This window comes from Shewanella frigidimarina NCIMB 400 (assembly GCF_000014705.1).
Classification (GTDB): domain Bacteria; phylum Pseudomonadota; class Gammaproteobacteria; order Enterobacterales; family Shewanellaceae; genus Shewanella; species Shewanella frigidimarina.
On record NC_008345.1, the window covers coordinates 2,893,344 to 2,912,572 of the forward strand.

The window sequence follows — 19,229 nt, forward strand, 5'->3', positions numbered from 1 at the left end:
GTTTTGATTTTATTAATGAAGATGACTATGCCATTACTGCGAAAAGTAGGACTAAAATCCTTAAAAAATATCGAACATTTAGTGTTATTAATTATCGCACTGGCAACGGTATTTGCTATTGGTGAAGAAATTCTCCACATGATTGCCATTCGAACCGTCGAACTGGCAGATTTACTGTTGCTGTTCATTTATCTTGAAGTTTTAGCGATGGTCGTTAATTATATTGAATCAGGTAAACTGCCTATTCGTATGCCACTCTATATTGCGATTGTGGCTTTGGCTCGATACTTGATTTTAGACATGAAAGGCATGGAAGATTGGCGTATTTTAGCCATTTCACTGTCGACGATTTTACTGGCTGGCACGGTAATTGTGATCCGTTGGGGTCAGTTGAAAATGCCTTACCCTAAAAATCAAGACTACGATAATTAATCATCTTAACTGCCACTCAACATACCGAGTGTCGAAGACTCAGCATTATAATCGTAATTTTGTCTTGCTTAACAAAGCAGTTATGCTAAAAATTACTAGAGAGCAGAACGTTAAATAATAGTAAATACGGCAATAATGAGCTAAACAATAGAATTGTTGTAAGGCTAACGGTCATTCGGCATCTGTAGTCATTATGATGAACGATCGCCAAACAACAGATCAAGATGCCGTTAGATGGATCATTTCAAGGAGAAACAGGATGGGCCAAGAGCCAACAGGATTCGAAGAAAAACGCGGTTCGTTGCGTGTAGATATGGAAGCAGAGCGGATCCGCCTAGATTGGATTAATACTCATGGTGAATCATGTGTCGACTATGGTATTTGCATCGACCTTGCTCGCAAAGGGGTGCTATTTGACTTTAAAACCTCTTTTAAAGTGGGTGATTTGATAGCCTTAACCTTCAATGAAAACACCGACAAACAAAATACCATAAAAGGCCAAGTTTGCCGTTGCACCGAATGCTCACCTTATAGTTTCCATATTGCTTTACAGTTAATTTAATTGATTATTTTCATGCAGCCCCCTATGACTGCTCTATACTCAAGATAAAATACTAAACAATATTTTTGGTGCTACAAAGCGCCTAGCATCAAGGATCACAACATGATATTGCTGGTTGGTGGAGAAAAAGGTGGCAGTGGCAAAAGCTGTTTAGCACAAAATATTGCCGTACATATTAGCCAGAAACATGATGCGAATGTACTTATGGTTGACTGCGATCCGCAACGAACCACATCCGACTGGATCCAAGCTCGTAATAATGACCCCAGCCTAAAAGCCATCAATTGTATTCAGCTTTATGGAAAAATCCGTAATGATCTACTGAGTCTTAATGATCGGTTTGACTATGTTATTGTTGATTGTGGTGGCCAGGATAACCTAGCAATGCGAGCCGCCATGTCTGTTGCTACCTATGTTGTCATCCCACTTCGTCCTAAGCGACGTGACCTTAAAACTTTACCTCATATGGAAGACATGCTCAGTACTTGTAAAATGGTCAATCCTAAAATGATTGCCGCCATTGTGATAACACAATGTCCTGCACTGCCGTCTCAAGGTAAACGGATTTTAGAAGCCAAGGAAGTGGTTGAGTCATTTGGTTTGCGTGCACTCAATTCAGTGACGTTTAGTCGCAACATCTATGATGACAGCGAAGAAAGCGGCTCTTCAGTGCTTGAAATCGATCCTAGCGGTAAAGCGGCAGATGAAATTAGAGCCATTGCCGATGAGCTATTTGCCATCCCACCAGAAAATAGTTATGAGTTTAACTGATCTTAAGCGCAAGAAACCCAAAGATACCCGAGTAAAGGTATCTGTAGACGACTTTATCGAAGATGCTAATAATTATGCGTTAGGTCTTGGGGCATCACATGGTCAACCCGATATCACTTCAACAACTCAAGAGTTTTTAAAAGGGCTCGATAAAAAAAGCACTAAAATTTATCGCCATGCCACTTTCACACTGACTGAAAAAAGCATTTCACAATTAGATGAGATAGCCAAAATCAGCAAAGTTGCTAAATCTAAAATCCTCAGAATACTCATTGATGAGTTTTATCAGCAAAGCAGCGCGAAACAATCTGATTTATTGCGTAAAACATCACGTTAGCAATAACTCTTTTCGGTTAATATCCTCAGAATATGTCGGCATAGATGTCTATCTGTGATTAGCCGAATAACCAAGTGATAACGTATTACCGATTATGAGCAATGATATGCTTAAATAGCTTAGGTAAGCATTATGGTCGACTCATTAGACGTGATAATCCAGCTGTGCAGCACAAATACTTATATCCCTGTTTCCTATTAACCTTTAGTTGATAATCTATTGCTACTATTAATGGCTTTTTAATAACATACTGAAATTGAAATAGTATGGTTTTATATTACACAGACGCTCTGAAACCCAGATGCTGATAACTAGACTAACTAACCAGTCAATACGTTCCTATAAGAGTCAGTCATATCCACCACAATTTGACTGCGCTTAATCAATCCAAAGAGAATATATGTCGTTAATATTACTGCTAACACAACAAATGTGTGTTTACTTAGTTATCGTTTACTTAGTCAGTAAAACGCCATTATTTAAACTATTTGCAGAGACTTCAAAACGATTACCTCATAAGATTTTTATTTACTTAGTGTTCTCCAGCTTTTGCATAATGGCAACTTACTTTGGTGAACAAACCTCAGGAGCCATTGCTAATACTCGTGCTATGGGCGCTGTATTAGGCGGATTACTAGGTGGACCTGTAACTGGTTTACTGGTTGGGTTAACGGGTGGATTACACCGTTATTCTATGGGTGGATTCACCGATATTGCTTGCGCCATATCCACCAGCTTAGAAGGCTTATCCGCAGGTATGATCAGTTATTACTTCAAAAAAGCCGGTAAATCAGAAATGGTTTATCAGCCAATTGTGGTATTGGGGGTCACGTTTATGGCTGAAATAATGCAGATGTCGATAATTGTATTAGTCGCAAAACCCTTTGATCAGGCTTGGGAATTGGTCAAACTGATCGCCCCGCCCATGTTACTGATTAATTCACTCGGCGCTGCGATGTTTATGAGTATTGTTCGCGACCAAAAAGCCATGTTTGATAAACTTTCTTCCAGTTTTTCGACTAAAGCACTTAAAATAGCTGAGCGCAGTGTCGGCTTACTGTCTAAAGGATTTGATTTGGAGTCGAGTAAAAAAGTCGCCCAAATCATAATAGAAGAAACTCAAGTTGGCGCAGTCGCCATTACCGACACCACTAAATTACTGGCATTTATTGGCCTTGGGGCAGATCACCATATTCCTAATACGCCTATTTCCTCAAAAATCACCCTCGATGCCATCGCACAAAATAGTGTGATGTTTGCTGATGGGGTCGATACCACTTATTCCTGCTCTATATCGCCCAATTGCAGTTTAGGCTCAAGCCTAGTCATTCCGCTGCGCAGCAACGACGAAGTCATTGGCACAATTAAATTATACGAACCTAAAAACAAATTGTTTTTAAACATAAATCGCACATTAGGCGAAGGTATTGCGAGGTTAATGTCTAACCAAATTCTTTATGGCCGCTTTGAGCAACAGCAAAGCTTATTGATGCAAGCAGAGATAAAGTTGTTACAGGCTCAGGTTAATCCGCACTTTTTATTTAATGCACTCAATACCATCAGTGCAATTATTAAGCGTGACCCACAAATGTCTAAGCAATTATTACAGCAGTTATCGCAATTTTTGCGCATCAACTTGACCAGAACTACAGGGCTGGTGACAATGGCTGATGAACTTGAGCACATCGACGCTTATCTCGCTATCGAACGCGCTCGGTTTATCGACAAACTGCAAGTCAACATAGATATTGCTATGATTTATCATCACCAAAAAATGCCCGCATTTACCTTACAGCCGTTAATTGAAAATGCAGTAAAACACGGTACATCGCGGATGCTTGATGCCGGTGTGATTGATGTTAAAGCCACATTGGATGGCGATGATTTATTACTCAACGTGACCGATAATGCAGGTTTATATCAACCCTCTAACAACACTGATGGTTTAGGAATGAACTTAGTCCATAAACGAATTCAGAATTTATTTGGCAGCCAATACGGCATTGAAGTTGAGTGTGAACCAGATGTATTCACTCGTGTTAGTGTGCGTTTACCGTTAAAGGAAATGGACCAATGATCTCGTGCTTAATCATTGATGATGAACCCTTCGCCCGCCAAGAAGTGGCAGATTTGCTCGACAAACATCCTGACATCAAAGTGTTAGGTCAATGTAGTAATGCCATAGAAGCCTTACAACAAATTAACCTGTTAAAGCCTGATTTGATTTTTGTTGATATTCAAATGCCGAGGATAAATGGCATGGAATTAATTGCCATGCTTAATCCTGAGCAAATGCCACGAGCAGTATTTATTACCGCATTTGACGAATATGCGATCAAAGCATTTGATAACAATGCATTTGATTACTTACTTAAACCCATCGATGAAAAGCGCTTTAACCAAACCTTAGACAAAGTACGCACCAACATGACACCGCAACCAATGACGCAGATATTGCCAACTCAATTAGCGCACTTACCCTGCTACAGTGGCAATAAACTTAAAGTTGTCGCTACCGCTGATGTAGAGTTTATTGTCAGTGATGTTGGCGGTATTCATGTGTGTTCAAATAAAGGTTTCAGTCACACTCAATTAACGCTAAAAGTATTAGAGCAAAAAACCGCGTTATTTCGTTGCCATAAACAATACCTACTGGCCCCGAGTGCTATTTCAGAAATTGAAATCACCGACACGGGCGCAGAAGTTACCACCCATAGCGGATCAAAAGTGCCGGTGTCACGTCGTTATCTTAGAGAGTTAAAGCAGTTGCTTGGATTTCAGTAACATTGTTTACGCCACATTAAGCGTGATATGCACCACACTTACCTAACAACGAAAACCGCTCAGGATGACAATTTACCGCTTACTCTGCCTTTTTAACCTGTTACTCAGTTAGCCTCCAACCGCCTATTTTGATGTTTTAAAATAGTGTCACTATAAAAATGGGGAGATAACAAAATGACGTGGTTTTTACTCTGTGTAGGCCTGCTAATTGGTGGCTATTTTATTTATGGCGCTTTTGTCGAAAAAGTGTTCGGCATTAACACTCAAAGACAAACGCCCGCTTTCACTCAAACAGACGGTGTCGACTTCGTACCGATGTCTAAAGGGAAAGTCTATTTAATTCAATTGTTAAACATTGCTGGTGTCGGTCCAATTTTTGGCCCAATTCTAGGTGCCCTTTATGGCCCAGCGGCGATGCTATGGATTGTATTTGGTTGTATTTTTGCCGGTGCAGTGCACGATTACTTTTCGGGGATGTTATCGGTACGCAATAATGGTCAATCAGTTCCTAACTTGGCCGGTAAATACTTAGGTAACAACGCCAAGCACTTTATGAACTTGTTTGCCATTATCTTATTGTTACTAGTTGGCGTAGTGTTTATCTCTGCTCCTGCAGGATTACTAAGCAAACTTACCGGACTGGATGTCACTCTCTTTGTTGGTATCATTTTTGTTTATTATTTAATTGCTACCATCGTACCTATCGACAAGATTATTGGTCGCTTATACCCATTCTTTGGCGCATTACTGGTCTTTATGTCACTCGGACTGATTATAGCGTTAGCATTATCAACCGAACATACCATGTTACCTGGTTTTGAAATGGGTGACTTCTTTACCAACTTAAACCCTAATGACATGCCATTATGGCCAGCCTTATTCATCACGATTGCATGTGGTGCAGTATCGGGTTTCCATGCAACTCAATCACCTTTAATGGCGCGTTGTGTTGAAAATGAATCAAACGGTCGCTTTGTGTTTTTTGGTGCCATGATTGGTGAAGGTGTTATTGCATTAATTTGGTGTGCAATTGCATTATCATTCTTTGGTGGTGTAGAAGGATTGAATGCCGGAATGGCAGGCAACCCAGCAAACGTTGTGTACGAAGCATCTAATGGGCTATTAGGAACATTTGGTGGCTTCTTGGCTATCTTAGGTGTCATTGTATTGCCTATCACCTCTGGCGATACAGCATTTCGCTCAGCGCGATTAATATTGGCAGAGTTCTTTAACATCAAGCAAATCGAGTTACCGAAGCGTTTAATGCTCGCGTTACCATTATTTGTCGTCGGTGCCGTGTTAACCCAAGTAGACTTTGGCATTATCTGGCGCTACTTTGGTGTTGCAAACCAAACCACAGCGGTATTGATGTTATGGACCGCTTCAGCTTACTTACTACGACACAATAAATTCCATTGGATTTGTACTGTACCGGCTATGTTCATGACCTGTGTTGTGATTAGCTTTATGTTGAACTCATCAACATTGGGTGCTGGTTTACCAATGACAGTGTCAACTATTGCAGGTTTAGTCACTACCGCAATCATTGCGACAATGATTATTATTAAGACCAAAGGCAAAGGCGATATTGATACTGACGAAGAAGACAAAGTTGAACTAGCCAACGAGTTATAGAGGTTACTATCATCAATAAACGGCAGCTTAGGCTGCCTTTTTTGTGTTGATATCACTTTGACGACAATGTGGGTATAATATTGTCAAACTTAATTAGCTCGCACGGCCCATGACACAAGCAAACAATCCGCTTCACGGCATTAAACTAGAAACTATCGTTACTCAACTTGTAGAAAAATACGGCTGGGAAGAATTAGGATCTAGGATAAACATTCAGTGTTTTAAAGATAATCCGAGTGTAAAATCAACCTTGAAGTTTTTACGTAAAACGCCCTGGGCTCGCGACAAAGTTGAATACTTGTATCTTAAAGCAAACAAGTTACCATTGCCGCCGCCAAAAGAAGACAGCCGTGGCTCTTTTTCAGCTAAATCTCGGCCAGCCAAAGCCAAAGTGACCGCAGCTAAGCCTGCTGCAAATAAAGTCGTTTCAGCTAAAGCTAGCTCAGAGATTGCATCGACAGAACCTGTGAATGCCAATATTTGGGGATCGAGCTCAAATTAGTTTATCAATGCCAAAAATTAGCAGGGTTTATAAGGGAAATTCGAAAATTAAGCGCCACACTTTAAGCCCACCACCGACTTGATAACTTAATCCAAAATGTTCAATTTCGACACTGTCTAAGCCTATCGCACTGAAGTTGATGGGCTTTGAGAATGCCAGCGTTGTGCCAACTTCATAGGTGTATGAGGTTAAAACATCGTTCCCAACTGGGGTAACAAATTTCAGTTTGTCGAAATACCAGTGGCCAGCAATAAAAAATCTCGGCTCAACCCGGACATCTTTCCACTGCCAATCGTAATTGACGCCAAAATCTACACCGGTTTTAAATACCGAATAGCCTTCTGTGCTGTCGTTTTGATTGCTTTGATAACCCGCATAATAAATCCTATTTACCCAAACCGGGGTAAATAATGGCGCATCAAGTTTATAGAGTGCAGAAACGCCAGTGGAAAAAACACCCACATGACTATAGGTTGAAAAATTGTGTCCATAGCCTAAATCAACATAACTTTCTAGCGTTAGCTTATCGTCCACCAGCCAGTGATATTCAAGCCCTGGGGTGAGAGTTATTGTGCCCACACTGTTAGGAATGCTGCCTTGAGGTAGGTCATTAAAGGAATAATCAAAAAAGCCGAATGATGCAGTAAAGCGTAACTTCAACAAATAATCATCTGTTGAGTCAAGCACAAAACCCATAGGAATATTGGCGACAGCAGCGCTTTGGCCAGAAGTTCGATACACACCGCTGCCTAGGTAATTGGCAAATGCATAATGAGACGCATCAGGTTCAGTGATAAGCTCAGGTGGTGTAGTCGGTGTTAACTCAGCATAAGTAATACTGCTATAAACAATCAGCAATATCATCAAGGTAAAACGGCAGGTTACAGACATAAAACGCAGATAATCAAACAATGATGATCCAATAAGCGGTATGTTCTGCCCTTGTTTCATCATCATTTAGACTATTATTGTGCCAGACTATTCATCGTGGAAATGGTATTCCGACATCATATGACCCAACTCTGTTGATTTGGTCTTTAAATATGATTCGTTATAGCGATTTTTACCCACTTGTAACGGAATACGTTCTGCGACTTCGATACCCATATTTTGCATCGCCATCACTTTACGCGGGTTATTGGTCATCAACTTTACTTTGGTCACGCCAATTTGCGTTAACATCGGCAAAATCATGTCGTATTTACGCATATCAGCTTCAAAGCCTAAACGCTCATTAGCTTCAACCGTATTGGCACCAGCATCTTGCAGCTCGTAAGCTCTTATTTTATTAAGTAACCCAATACCACGGCCTTCCTGGCGCAAGTACAGAAGAAACCCCTGCCCTTGTTCAGCAATACTCTGCATGGCCGCTTGTAATTGAAAACCACAATCACAACGTAAACTAAATAATGCATCACCGGTCAAACATTCTGAATGAATACGACCTAACATGGGCTCCGTGGGATCCAGTTGACCAAATGTCAATGCAACGTGTTCTTTACCTGTGGCGGTTTCTTCAAAACCGTGCATAGCAAAAACACCCCAAGGAGTGGGTAACTTAGATGTTGCGATATACTTTACCGACATGAATTAACCTTACGACAACTAACTGTAAAAGAAAATATTAGAACTTAGCAGGCGCAAAACCCGTCACATCTTTTATGCCCATTTCACGGCCTAATGCCGTTAAAGGATGCACAACGACTAAACCTTTTACCGACTTATTTAACTTACCCATATCGGCTTGTTCGGCTTTAGTCAGCACACGCTTAAAACCTAACGCTTTCAACGCCACGCCTTCTTGGCTGAACTGGCGAGTTTGCTGGCCTTTAATGCTGGCGATTCGCTTAGTCACAGTCGCCACTTCTTTCTTAAACTGCAGGACAATCGTGGCATCGCCACGTGCTTCAGCCGCAGCTAACTTGCGACGAAACTTGTCTAATTTATCATTCAATGTCTGCAGTTCTAGCTTTAAATTCATTTGATTACCTTAAGTGCTTTGGTGTGTTAGTGAATCGTTTACGCTTATACGTTTGTCACAACACCGTTTCGGAGGCAGATTATATACCCAAAAGCACCCAAGATGCGAATAGCAAACGTTTCATATATGGATGTACAGGCAAAGTTTTTTACCTAGAACAAACAATCTGGATATTATCACATTATCAACCTCCATTAGCGCGACCACATAGCACACTCATCGGGTAACTCACGCTAATGTACGTTTATAGCGCTGAAGCGCTAAGTTTATGGATGACGGATCCCTTTAATGGTCAATTAATCATGCTAATCGTTTATTGGAATTGTTTGATTTATCAGCAACCAAATCTCCAAAACCCGTTTTTTGCCACATATAACAAAACCCGCTATTGCAATACTTATGATAATCATTATCATTCGCGCCATTGTTAATAAAGAGCCTAACCTGTTATGACGCCATTACGTTTATCTCTACTTGCCCTTGCTTGTCAAAGTGTATTGTTTCCCGTTTATGCTCACGCACAAACACCAGTTGCCCAATCTGAGGTTGCTGCACAATCTTCAAATGATACGGCCAATGAATCACCCTCAGCCAGCTATGAACGAATAACGGTTTATGGCCGACAAAACCAAGTAGTGATGAACTCAGGTTTAGCAACCAAATCTGATATGTCGCTGATGGAAACGCCTGCGGCGGTAGTGATTGTTGATGAAGCATTAATTGATGCGCAAGGCATCACCAACATGCAAGATTTAGTTCGTAATATCAGCGGCGTAACCCAAGCGGGTAATAATTATGGTATTGGCGACAATTTAGTTGTTCGCGGATTAGGCGCCAACTACACCTACGATGGTATGTATGGCGGTGCAGGATTAGGTAACACCTTTAATCCAACTCGTTCGCTAACCAACGTGAGTTCTGTTGAAGTACTCAAAGGCCCTGCCACTGGTCTATATGGTATGGGCAGCGCGGGTGGCGTGATTAACCTTATTGAGAAAAAACCTCAATTTGACAGTAAACAGTTGTTTGAAGCTGAAGTGGGTCAATGGGATAGTTATTCTCTCATGGCTGATTCTACGGGCGGAATAACTGACGATTTAGCCTATCGCCTCGTGGCAAAAACGGCTCGTAGTACAGGTTATCGAGATCTTGGTACCGACCGCGATGAAATATACGGCTCGCTTAAATATGTATTGAATGAAAACCAAAATATTATGCTATCAACAGCATATATTAGCGATGCGATCCCCGTTGATTCAATCGGCCATCCTATCCGCATTTATAACGCAGCTTCAGTCGATGGGAAAACCGCTGGTGAAGTCAGCTGGCAAGACTTAGTCAACGACCCTACCAGTAAGGGTTTACAACTAACAGACGATCAGCGCCAACAATTAACCGACTCGTTAAGCGCAAATGATGGCCTAACACCGTATGAGTTTGGTCATAACGGTCTTATTTCTCCAATGGCGAAAGACAATGAAGGCGAAGAGTTGCGCTTTAAACTAAGCCATAATGTGTACTTAACCGATGACTTATTTTTAAACCAACAACTGCAATACCGTAATTACGAAACCAGTTTTGCTCGTCAAACAGGGGCTTACAACTATGTTTACTGGCAACGTAGTGGCGTAATTAACGCCGACCCACGCGCACCTTTGGTTGAAGATGGCACCCTATATCCATATGCAGCTCGTCGTCAGGAATACCGCAAAGTCTCGGCAGAAGAAAAGTCATGGCAGTATTTTGCCGACTTACGTTATGACTTCGACATTGGCAATATCAGTAACGAATTATTAGTTAATGCTAACTTTGAAGATCGCGATATTCGCTTTAAACAGTATTCAATTTACGACGCAGATTACACCTTGAAAGATTCCGATGGTAATTTGTCATATCAAGGTTCGCTACCGTATATTTATGATATCCGTAACCCAAATTGGGGCGAAGGTGAATTTGAAGACTACGATCCATTATTAACCAGTAACTACAATAAATCTGTCACAGCTTGGGGCTTGGGCTTACAACATGTGGGTTATTTAGGTGGCGGATTTACTAGCCGTATTGGTGTCGCATTCAATGAAATTAAACAAAGTTATGAACACTTGGGTGTCGATGCTCGTTACAGTAGTAGCTTAGCAGACCCTCAACCAGAAGCGGATACCACAGATAACGGTGTAACCTACAATTTAGGCCTAACTTATATGCCTACTGACGATATCTCTATTTTCGTGAATCATTCTAAAGGCCGTACAGCATACAGTGTGTTAGGCGATGTAACAGGCAATGAAGCAGACCGTGAAGATTCTCAGTCGATCAGTAATGATTTAGGTATTCGTGCCAAAGCATTTGATGATCAATTGCTCGCATCTTTGGTCTTTTTCAAAACATCACGTACTAATGTGGCTTATACCAATCCAGAATACGAAAGCAGCGAAGCAACACCTGATATCTTCCCGTATTTTTACGACGGCAGCGAAGATACTAAAGGGGTGGAGCTAGATCTGAATGCATATTTAAGTGACCAATGGAAAGTCAACGTTAACGCGGTTTACCAAGATGCTAGAGACAATCAAAATCCAAATAGCAGTGATTATGGCCAACGCCAAAAAGGTGTACCTTACGTCACAGCGGGCGCTTGGGTAACTTATGCCGCAGAATTTGGCTTACCAGCACCGGTATCAATCAGTCTTGGGGCTAAATATGTCGATGAACGCAGCACACACTCTAGCTCATTTGGTATTCCAGATGGTTATGTGCCAAGTTATACGGTAATCGATTCAGCGATTAGTTATGACGTTGAAAGTTATAAAATCCAATTGAACATTAATAACTTATTTAATGAAACATATTACGATAAGGCGATGTTCTTAGGCGGATTACCCGGCGAAGAGCGTAATGCGAAGTTAACCCTAACTTATCGTATTTAAAAACATATCAATCTGGATTTTGCTTGCTCGAAATCTAGATCTCAATTTAGCGCTAAATCTAACGCTAAATAGAGTAACGAGATGATGAAAGCACTGCCTGTGGCAGTGCTTTTTTTATCACTATCCAATGAGGATAATTGACTATCTAGGCTACTTGTAGGATAAACAACACATTAATTCAGCAGGTTACCTTAGGACATTATTTCATGGCTAATACCATTTTCACACCATACACCTTGAGCAATGGTGCAGTCATTTCCAATCTATTGGTCAAAGCCGCAATGGAAGAAAACCTCGCCAATACCTTGCAACAACCAGACGATGCATTGTTCAACTTGTATGAAGCATGGGCAAAAGGCGGTGTCGGATTAATGATCACCGGTAATGTGATGATTGATCCCTTAGCCATGACAGGTCCTGGCGGAGTAGTATTAGATCCCAACAGCGCACTTGAGCCGTTCACCCAATGGGCCAAAAAAGCTAAGCAAAATAACGCCAGAATATGGATGCAAATCAATCATCCAGGCCGTCAGGTGTTTAAAGCGATGGGCGGTAAAAATCTAGCCCCTTCTGCCATCGCACTCGATTTAGGCAAACACTCATCCATGTTCTCTCAACCAAAAGCGATGACAACAGCAGACATTGAAGAGGTTATCCAACGGTTTGCTACCACAGCACAATTGGCTCAACAAGCTGGGTTTGATGGAGTACAAATTCATGCCGCACACGGATACTTGCTGGCTCAATTTTTATCGCCGCTAACCAATATACGTAATGACCAATGGGGCGGAAAGCTTGAAAATCGTGCCAAGTTATTACTCGAAGTGGTTAAGCAAGTAAGACTTAAATGTGGTGCCGATTTCGACATAGCAGTAAAACTCAACTCTGCCGATTTCCAACGCGGTGGCTTTGATGTCGACGACGCCGAAAAGGTCATTAATATGTTGGCACAATTTCAAGTTGAAATGGTCGAATTATCTGGTGGCAGCTACGAGGCACCAGCCATGCAAGGTCGCAGTGCTGATGAACGAACGTTAGCTCGAGAGGCTTATTTTTTAAGTTTAACAGCGCAGTTGGTCCAGCGTAGCCCTATTCCATTAATGCTAACGGGAGGTATTCATCGCCTACCTGTGGCTCAACAAGTTATTGATGCTGGTTTTGCATTGTGTGGTATCGCTAGCGCCCTCGCCTTCTATCCCGACTTAGCCAATAGATGGCAAATTCAGCCAGAGTTTGTCCCGTCAATTCCAACAGTCAATTGGCAGAGTAAACCTTTGGCTGGACTGGCGACGATGGCCGTTATTAAACGTCAGCTTCGCCGCATAAGCCAAGGTAAGCAGCCACACACTAATGATTCACCATTGTGGAGTTTATTAATCGATCAATATAAAACTAAACAGCGCACTAAACGTTATCGCCATATTGTAGGTCTTTTTAATCATTAACGAGTTAACGATTGGCAGGTTAAACATTTATTTGCTAACGATTAGCGCTGACAGTTAACGTGCTGAACATTAAACAACGAGTCCTAACGCCTTCATATAAAACGCTAGCGCGTAAAACGATGGATTTGTTGGTTGCTGCTACCGCGCCATAAAAGCTCGGGATCGGCTTTCTCTTGCTCATATTTGCCGTCAATCACCACATCCACAAAGTTCACCACAGCTTGTTGCTGCGGTGTGAGATCGGCCAGTTGATAACCGGTCCACAACCAAATATCTTTATCAGGGCATTCCTGCTTTACCCGCGTAACCAATTTTAATACGCCTTCAAGATTGGCTGAATGCAGCGGATCGCCACCACTTAACGACAATCCTCGACGGTAAATACGAGTATCGGTTAAATCATCAATAATCTGATCTTCTAGTGCTTGGCTAAAAACATGGCCAGCATCTACACGCCAAGTACTTTGGTTATAGCAACCTTTACACCCATGCTCGCAACCGCTGACAAATAACGTACAGCGGGTGCCTTCACCGTTGATCACATCAACACTATGGTATGCACTGTAATGCATTATAAATGCTTCACTCTGCGCTTAACTTCTTCTTGCTTACCGAAGTTAAATGGTCGCGCATCTGGGCTACCTAAATAACCGCAAACGCGACGAGTAACAGACACTCGGCTTGGCTCATGATTACCACATTTAGGGCACACAAACCCCTTACTGGTACAATTAAACTCACCAATAAAACCGCAATCGTAACACTCATCAATGGGGGTATTGGTGCCGTAATATGGCACTCGGCTATAACTGTAATCCCAAACGTTTTCGAGCGCTTCAATATTGTGCTGCATGTTGGGATATTCGCCGTAACAAATAAACCCGCCATTGGCGATGGCTGGATAAGGTTGTTCAAAATCAATCTTATCAAAAGGATTTACTTTCTTTTCAACATCTAAGTGAAAACTATTGGTGTAATACCCTTTGTCGGTCACACCTGCCACAATGCCAAACTGGGTGGTATCAAGCTGGCAAAAACGGCTGCATAAGTTTTCACTTGGGGTACTGTATAAACTAAAGCCATAACCTGTTTCTTGTTTCCAAGACTCAGTGGCTTGCTTTAAATGACTAATAATGGCGACAGCTTTATCGCGCAATTGAGCATTATCAAACACGTGTTCAGCATTGCTATATAAAGCATTAATGGTTTCGTGAAGACCAATAAACCCTAACGAAATTGATGCTCGGCCATTTTTAAAGATTTCGCTCACATCATCATCAGCATTTAGGCGTACACCACAGGCGCCTTCCATATAAAGGATTGGTGCTACTCGTGCTTTAACGCCAGCTAAACGAGCAATACGCGTTTCTAATGCTTTGCGGGCAATCAATAACCGCTCATCGAGTAATTGATAAAAGCGCTGTTCATCTTTGCCTGCTTCCAACGCTATGCGCGGTAAATTAAGGCTGACGACACCTATATTGTTGCGCCCTTCATGGACCAGTTGGCCATTTTCTTCATATGCCCCCAAAAATGAGCGACACCCCATTGGGGTTTTAAACGAACCGGTGACTTTCACTACCTGATCATAATTAAGAATATCAGGGTACATGCGCATGCTTGAACACGTTAAGGCCATCTTTTTAATATCATAATTAGCATCAGTCGCTTTATGATTCACACCATCTTTAATGGCAAACACCAATTTTGGAAAGACTGCTGTTTTGCGATTTTTACCTAAACCCGCCATACGTACTGTTAACATCGATTGCTGAATTAAACGCGACTCCCACGACACGCCTAAACCAAAACCAAAGGTAACAAACGGTGTTTGGCCATTAGCGGTATGCAAAGTATTCACTTCATATTCAAGTGACTGGAATGCGTCATGACACTCTTTTTCGGTTTGCGTCATCGCATAACCTTCTACGTCTGCCACTTGCCACTTTTTAGCGACACTAAGGTGCTTTTGGTAACTGATTTGCACAAACTCAGCTAACACTTCGTCGATACGGTTAATCGTGGTACCACCATAAATATGGCTCGCTACCTGAGCAATAATTTGCGCCGTAACAGCAGTGGCAGTTGATATAGACTTAGGCGGTTCTATTTCAGCATTACCCATTTTAAAACCATGAGTTAGCATGCCGGCCAAATCAATTAGCATGCAATTAAACATCGGGAAAAAAGGTGCATAATCTAAGTCGTGATAGTGAATTTCGCCTTTTTCATGGGCGGCTACCACATCTTTTGGCAGTAAATGGGTTTTAGCATAATGCTTGGCCACAATGCCCGCTAATAAATCACGCTGGGTCGGAATGACTTTGGCATCTTTATTGGCATTTTCATTTAAAATCGCACTATCCGATTGCTCAACTAAACCGCGAATAGCACAATTTAATTTACTCTGGGTTTCACGGTGTTTATCTCTATCGTGACGGTACTCAATGTAATGACGCGCCACCGACTTAAACGGGCCCGACATCAATAAGTTTTCAACTGCATCTTGTAGTTCGTGAATATCAACTTCGGTCTTCACAGTCATTTGCTGCTCTACCGTCTGCGCTAACTGCTGTGCATATTGATGGTCGGCTATACCTGCAGACTCCATTGCTGCTACAACAGCCTCTTTGATTCGACATCCATCAAACGCAGTTCGGCATCCATCCCTTTTCACTACTACAAGCATACAACCATCCTTTACAAGCACTATATATAGCGCTTTAATACACACACAACACAAGATAGAGTGTATTAGACACATTAACGCTGAGCATTACCTTGATCCAGATCATAATTGTCGGCAGTACTTAATATTGAAAAAACACTTGCTATAAGCGATAGATATTGTAGGAATAACAACTGATTTTGACAGGCTAATACAATGGCAGAAAATCGACATAATTTAACGATTTGGGTGCTTTGCTGAATGGATAACCAGATGTGCAAACACCATAAGTGATGTATTTTGCTGGCTTGAAATGGTGCAAAATGACGATATTAAGTCATTGTTCGAACCTTAAATGGCTAGATCAACAACATAACTAACGTGCTCATTGTATCTAATGACTCGGTCGTTATCGTTAGATAGTTGCGGGTAGATCATTGCGGATAGATAATGACTGAATCACCATGAGATAACTATGAAAGAACCATGAAATAAAATAAGAGAGTGAATAATCTTATCAACCACATCAGACTGCGCAGGTTAGACAATACCCTTGCGGGGTAACAACCCAGAATTAATGGAAAACATCTATTAACTAGCAAATATTCACCTAGCGGCGGTTAACGGGCGTATTTATGATAAACACACCACAATATTCGATACCGCTTCAAGGTTACTTTAAGGTTGCTTCGATTAAATGCTTAATATCATTTACGGCTTGCTCACCGGCTTTAATCGCTTCTTTAGCGCGATGAAACTCCATGGTACCAATGTCACCCACATCAGGCACGATACAAATATCAGGTGGCTCGCCCATTAAACGTGAACGTTTATGGCGTTGTTCTAAAATATCCATCGATTGCGACATCACCGCCAGCATACCCGGATGCGACTTTGAACTCCCCAAAGAAAATTTATCGGTTAAGCCATTCATGTAATCTTTGCCTTTACCCCATAAATCCATAAAGCCAGATTCAAGTTCGCGCTTTTCATCAATAGGTTCAGACTTAGAGGCTTTGCGGCTTTTTACTTGCTCTGGGATTAAGTGCATTTGGCCACGACGATGACCATTTAAATCCACCGCAATAACCACATCAACGCCCATAGATCGAGCCAGTGATACAGGTACAGGGTTCACTACCGCACCGTCAACAACCCAGCGATGCCCTTGCTGTACTGGGGGTAAAAAACCTGGCATTGAACATGAAGCCCTAACAGCATGGCGTAAATCACCTTCTTTAAACCAAATCTCTTGCCCAGAATATAAATCGGTAGCCACTGCAGCAAAGGGACGGTTTAACTGTTCAATATCAATATCGCCAATGCGATTGGCTAACACATCAAATACTTTCTCGCCGCTAATTAAGCCACCTTTACGCCAACCTAAATCCATTAACCCAAGTACATCCCAACTCGAAAATCCACTCACCCAGGTTTCAAGTTCACCCAAATGATTATTGGCATAGGCAGCACCCACTAATGCCCCTACCGAACAACCTGCCACTTTGTCAGGATAAATATCTAACTTGGCTAAACCATTCAATACCCCAATATGTGCCCAACCTTTAGCGGCTCCACTGCCTAGCGCTAATCCCACGGTGAGCTTTGTCATCTTTCGTTCCTTCCATGCTCGGTATTCATTTTTAATACGCCTGCCTGAATCTTCCATAGTGACGTCTAACTCAGGCAATAATATAAAGCTAAAAAATAGCATAACTAAAGCGACTCTTGTTGGCTATAGCAAGGTGAAACAGCTATAATCGTCGGCTATCATTTTTTAGGGGATTTACCTTTGCAATTTACCGATTTTTCGTTGGACAAGCGCCTGCTTGACAGTCTAAAGCACCTTGGCATTTCTACGCCTACCGATGTTCAAGCGCAAGCACTTCCCATTGCCTTATCAGGTAAAGATTTAATGGCATCGTCTAAAACCGGCTCAGGTAAAACCTTAGCGTTTTTATTGCCAGCAATGCAACGCGTGATATCCACCAGAGCATTGTCGAAAAAAGATCCTCGGGTACTTATCTTGTTACCGACTCGTGAATTAGCCCAGCAAGTTTATGGCCAATTACGTTTATTAGTCGCCAATACCCAATATAAAGCCATTAGCGTGCTCGGCGGTGAGAACTTTAACGACCAAGCCAAAGCATTGGCCAGAGATCCACACTTCATTGTTGCCACACCGGGACGTATTGCGGATCACTTACAGCAACGCCACTTATATTTAAATGGTTTAGAATTACTGGTTCTTGACGAAGCTGACCGTATGCTCGATTTAGGTTTTGCTCCACAGCTCAAAGCCATTAACGATGCAGCTGATCATAAACGTCGTCAAACCTTAATGTTTTCAGCAACATTAGATCACAACAGTATTGGTGATATTGCGACAACATTACTAAAATCACCGAGCCATGTGTCTATTGGTGAATCTTACACTGAGCATAAAGATATTGAGCAACGTATTATTTTGGTTGATCACTTAGACCATAAACAAGCGGTGTTGCAACATATCTTAAGCCAAGAAACACATAAGCAAGTGATTGTATTTACTGCAACTCGATCAGATACAGACCGTTTAGCCACGTTATTGGCTGCTCAAGGCTTTGCCACCTCCGCACTCAGTGGTGATTTAAAGCAATCTGCTCGTAACCAGATAATGGATCAATTTGCTCGCGGCCAATCGCAGATATTAGTCACTACCGATGTTGCATCGCGCGGGCTTGATTTAATCAACGTATCATTAGTGATTAACTTTGATATGCCAAAGTTTGCTGAAGAGTACGTCCATCGAATCGGCCGTACAGGCCGTGCAGGCGCTAAAGGTGATGCAGTTTCATTTGTAGGCCCTAAAGATTGGGACAGCTTTAAAAAGGTACAACTGTTTTTACGTAAAAACTTTGAGCCGACTGTAATTGAAGGCCTAAAAGCCAAATTTAGCGGCCTCAGAGATAAACCTCAAGCAGGTAAAGCTGGCACGAGTGCAAAAGCAGATGTCGTCAGTAAACGAGTTAGCGCGCCTAAAAAAGCTAAAGCGGCACCAAAGAGTGATAAACGCTTTATTACTGGCGTCGATGTCGGTGATGCACCAGTGCGCCGTAAAGTTAAGCCTATTGTCATAATCGAAGACGACGGCACAACAGAAGACTAAATGGCCCATAAATCGCAGATAATCTCCAGCTAGATTA

General features: G+C 41.9%; 17 protein-coding genes. 11 read left to right on the forward strand and 6 right to left on the reverse strand.

Features of this window, described 5'->3' with window-relative positions; genetic code table 11:
• Positions 1-27: 27 nt before the first annotated feature.
• The 8 genes from SFRI_RS12470 (at position 28) to SFRI_RS12505 (ending at position 7,023) form a co-directional block, all read left to right on the forward strand.
• Entirely contained in the window at positions 28-432 is a 405-nt protein-coding gene (locus SFRI_RS12470) for a phosphate-starvation-inducible protein PsiE (RefSeq protein WP_041413049.1), read from the forward strand.
• A 259-nt stretch (positions 433-691) separates the two neighbouring features.
• Positions 692-994, forward strand: coding sequence for a PilZ domain-containing protein (locus tag SFRI_RS12475; protein ID WP_011637884.1), 303 nt, complete (start codon positions 692-694; stop codon positions 992-994).
• A 102-nt stretch (positions 995-1,096) separates the two neighbouring features.
• Positions 1,097-1,765, forward strand: coding sequence for an AAA family ATPase (locus SFRI_RS12480; protein WP_011637885.1), 669 nt, complete (start codon positions 1,097-1,099; stop codon positions 1,763-1,765).
• Entirely contained in the window at positions 1,752-2,102 is a 351-nt protein-coding gene (locus SFRI_RS12485) for a hypothetical protein (RefSeq protein ID WP_011637886.1), read from the forward strand. The genes SFRI_RS12480 and SFRI_RS12485 overlap by 14 nt, the downstream gene beginning before the upstream one ends.
• A gap of 400 nt (positions 2,103-2,502) precedes the next feature.
• A complete protein-coding gene (locus tag SFRI_RS12490) occupies positions 2,503-4,179 on the forward strand; it encodes a sensor histidine kinase (RefSeq protein ID WP_011637887.1) in 1,677 nt (558 codons plus the stop codon).
• Positions 4,176-4,886 carry a two-component system response regulator BtsR gene (gene btsR / locus SFRI_RS12495; RefSeq protein WP_011637888.1) on the forward strand — a complete coding sequence of 237 codons (711 nt, stop codon included), beginning with the start codon at positions 4,176-4,178 and terminating at the stop codon, positions 4,884-4,886. Before SFRI_RS12490 ends, btsR begins: the two co-directional genes overlap by 4 nt.
• A gap of 174 nt (positions 4,887-5,060) precedes the next feature.
• Positions 5,061-6,521, forward strand: a complete 1,461-nt coding sequence (locus SFRI_RS12500) for a carbon starvation CstA family protein (RefSeq protein WP_011637889.1) — start codon at positions 5,061-5,063, stop codon at positions 6,519-6,521.
• 109 nt (positions 6,522-6,630) lie between these two features.
• Positions 6,631-7,023 carry a VF530 family protein gene (locus tag SFRI_RS12505; protein ID WP_011637890.1) on the forward strand — a complete coding sequence of 131 codons (393 nt, stop codon included), beginning with the start codon at positions 6,631-6,633 and terminating at the stop codon, positions 7,021-7,023.
• A 27-nt stretch (positions 7,024-7,050) separates the two neighbouring features.
• Here the strand turns inward: SFRI_RS12505 and SFRI_RS12510 are convergent, their stop codons facing one another.
• From SFRI_RS12510 to SFRI_RS12520, 3 genes are all read right to left on the reverse strand, one after another.
• Positions 7,051-7,935, reverse strand: a complete 885-nt coding sequence (locus SFRI_RS12510) for a hypothetical protein (protein ID WP_244262825.1) — start codon at positions 7,933-7,935, stop codon at positions 7,051-7,053.
• A gap of 66 nt (positions 7,936-8,001) precedes the next feature.
• On the reverse strand, positions 8,002-8,610 hold the full coding sequence (gene ribA, locus SFRI_RS12515) for a GTP cyclohydrolase II (protein WP_011637892.1): 609 nt from the start codon (positions 8,608-8,610) through the stop codon (positions 8,002-8,004).
• Between the two features lie 37 nt (positions 8,611-8,647).
• Positions 8,648-9,004 carry a YibL family ribosome-associated protein gene (locus SFRI_RS12520; protein ID WP_011637893.1) on the reverse strand — a complete coding sequence of 119 codons (357 nt, stop codon included), beginning with the start codon at positions 9,002-9,004 and terminating at the stop codon, positions 8,648-8,650.
• 449 nt (positions 9,005-9,453) lie between these two features.
• Between SFRI_RS12520 and SFRI_RS12525 the strand changes: the two genes are divergently transcribed.
• Positions 9,454-11,931, forward strand: coding sequence for a TonB-dependent receptor (locus SFRI_RS12525; protein WP_011637894.1), 2,478 nt, complete (start codon positions 9,454-9,456; stop codon positions 11,929-11,931).
• A gap of 206 nt (positions 11,932-12,137) precedes the next feature.
• Complete coding sequence (locus SFRI_RS12530; RefSeq protein ID WP_011637895.1) at positions 12,138-13,376, forward strand: NADH:flavin oxidoreductase/NADH oxidase family protein; 1,239 nt, start codon at positions 12,138-12,140, stop codon at positions 13,374-13,376.
• A gap of 104 nt (positions 13,377-13,480) precedes the next feature.
• Here SFRI_RS12530 and nrdG read toward each other — a convergent pair whose 3' ends face one another.
• The 3 genes from nrdG to rssA all read right to left on the reverse strand — a co-directional run bounded on the left by nrdG (position 13,481) and on the right by rssA (position 17,656).
• A complete protein-coding gene (nrdG, locus tag SFRI_RS12535; RefSeq protein ID WP_011637896.1) occupies positions 13,481-13,948 on the reverse strand; it encodes an anaerobic ribonucleoside-triphosphate reductase-activating protein in 468 nt (155 codons plus the stop codon).
• Positions 13,948-16,065 carry an anaerobic ribonucleoside-triphosphate reductase gene (gene nrdD / locus SFRI_RS12540; RefSeq protein WP_011637897.1) on the reverse strand — a complete coding sequence of 706 codons (2,118 nt, stop codon included), beginning with the start codon at positions 16,063-16,065 and terminating at the stop codon, positions 13,948-13,950. The genes nrdG and nrdD overlap by 1 nt, the downstream gene beginning before the upstream one ends.
• A gap of 652 nt (positions 16,066-16,717) precedes the next feature.
• Complete coding sequence (gene rssA / locus SFRI_RS12545; RefSeq protein WP_011637898.1) at positions 16,718-17,656, reverse strand: patatin-like phospholipase RssA; 939 nt, start codon at positions 17,654-17,656, stop codon at positions 16,718-16,720.
• Positions 17,657-17,836: 180 nt separating this feature from the next.
• Between rssA and SFRI_RS12550 the strand changes: the two genes are divergently transcribed.
• Entirely contained in the window at positions 17,837-19,192 is a 1,356-nt protein-coding gene (locus SFRI_RS12550) for a DEAD/DEAH box helicase (protein WP_011637899.1), read from the forward strand.
• Positions 19,193-19,229 lie beyond the last annotated feature (37 nt).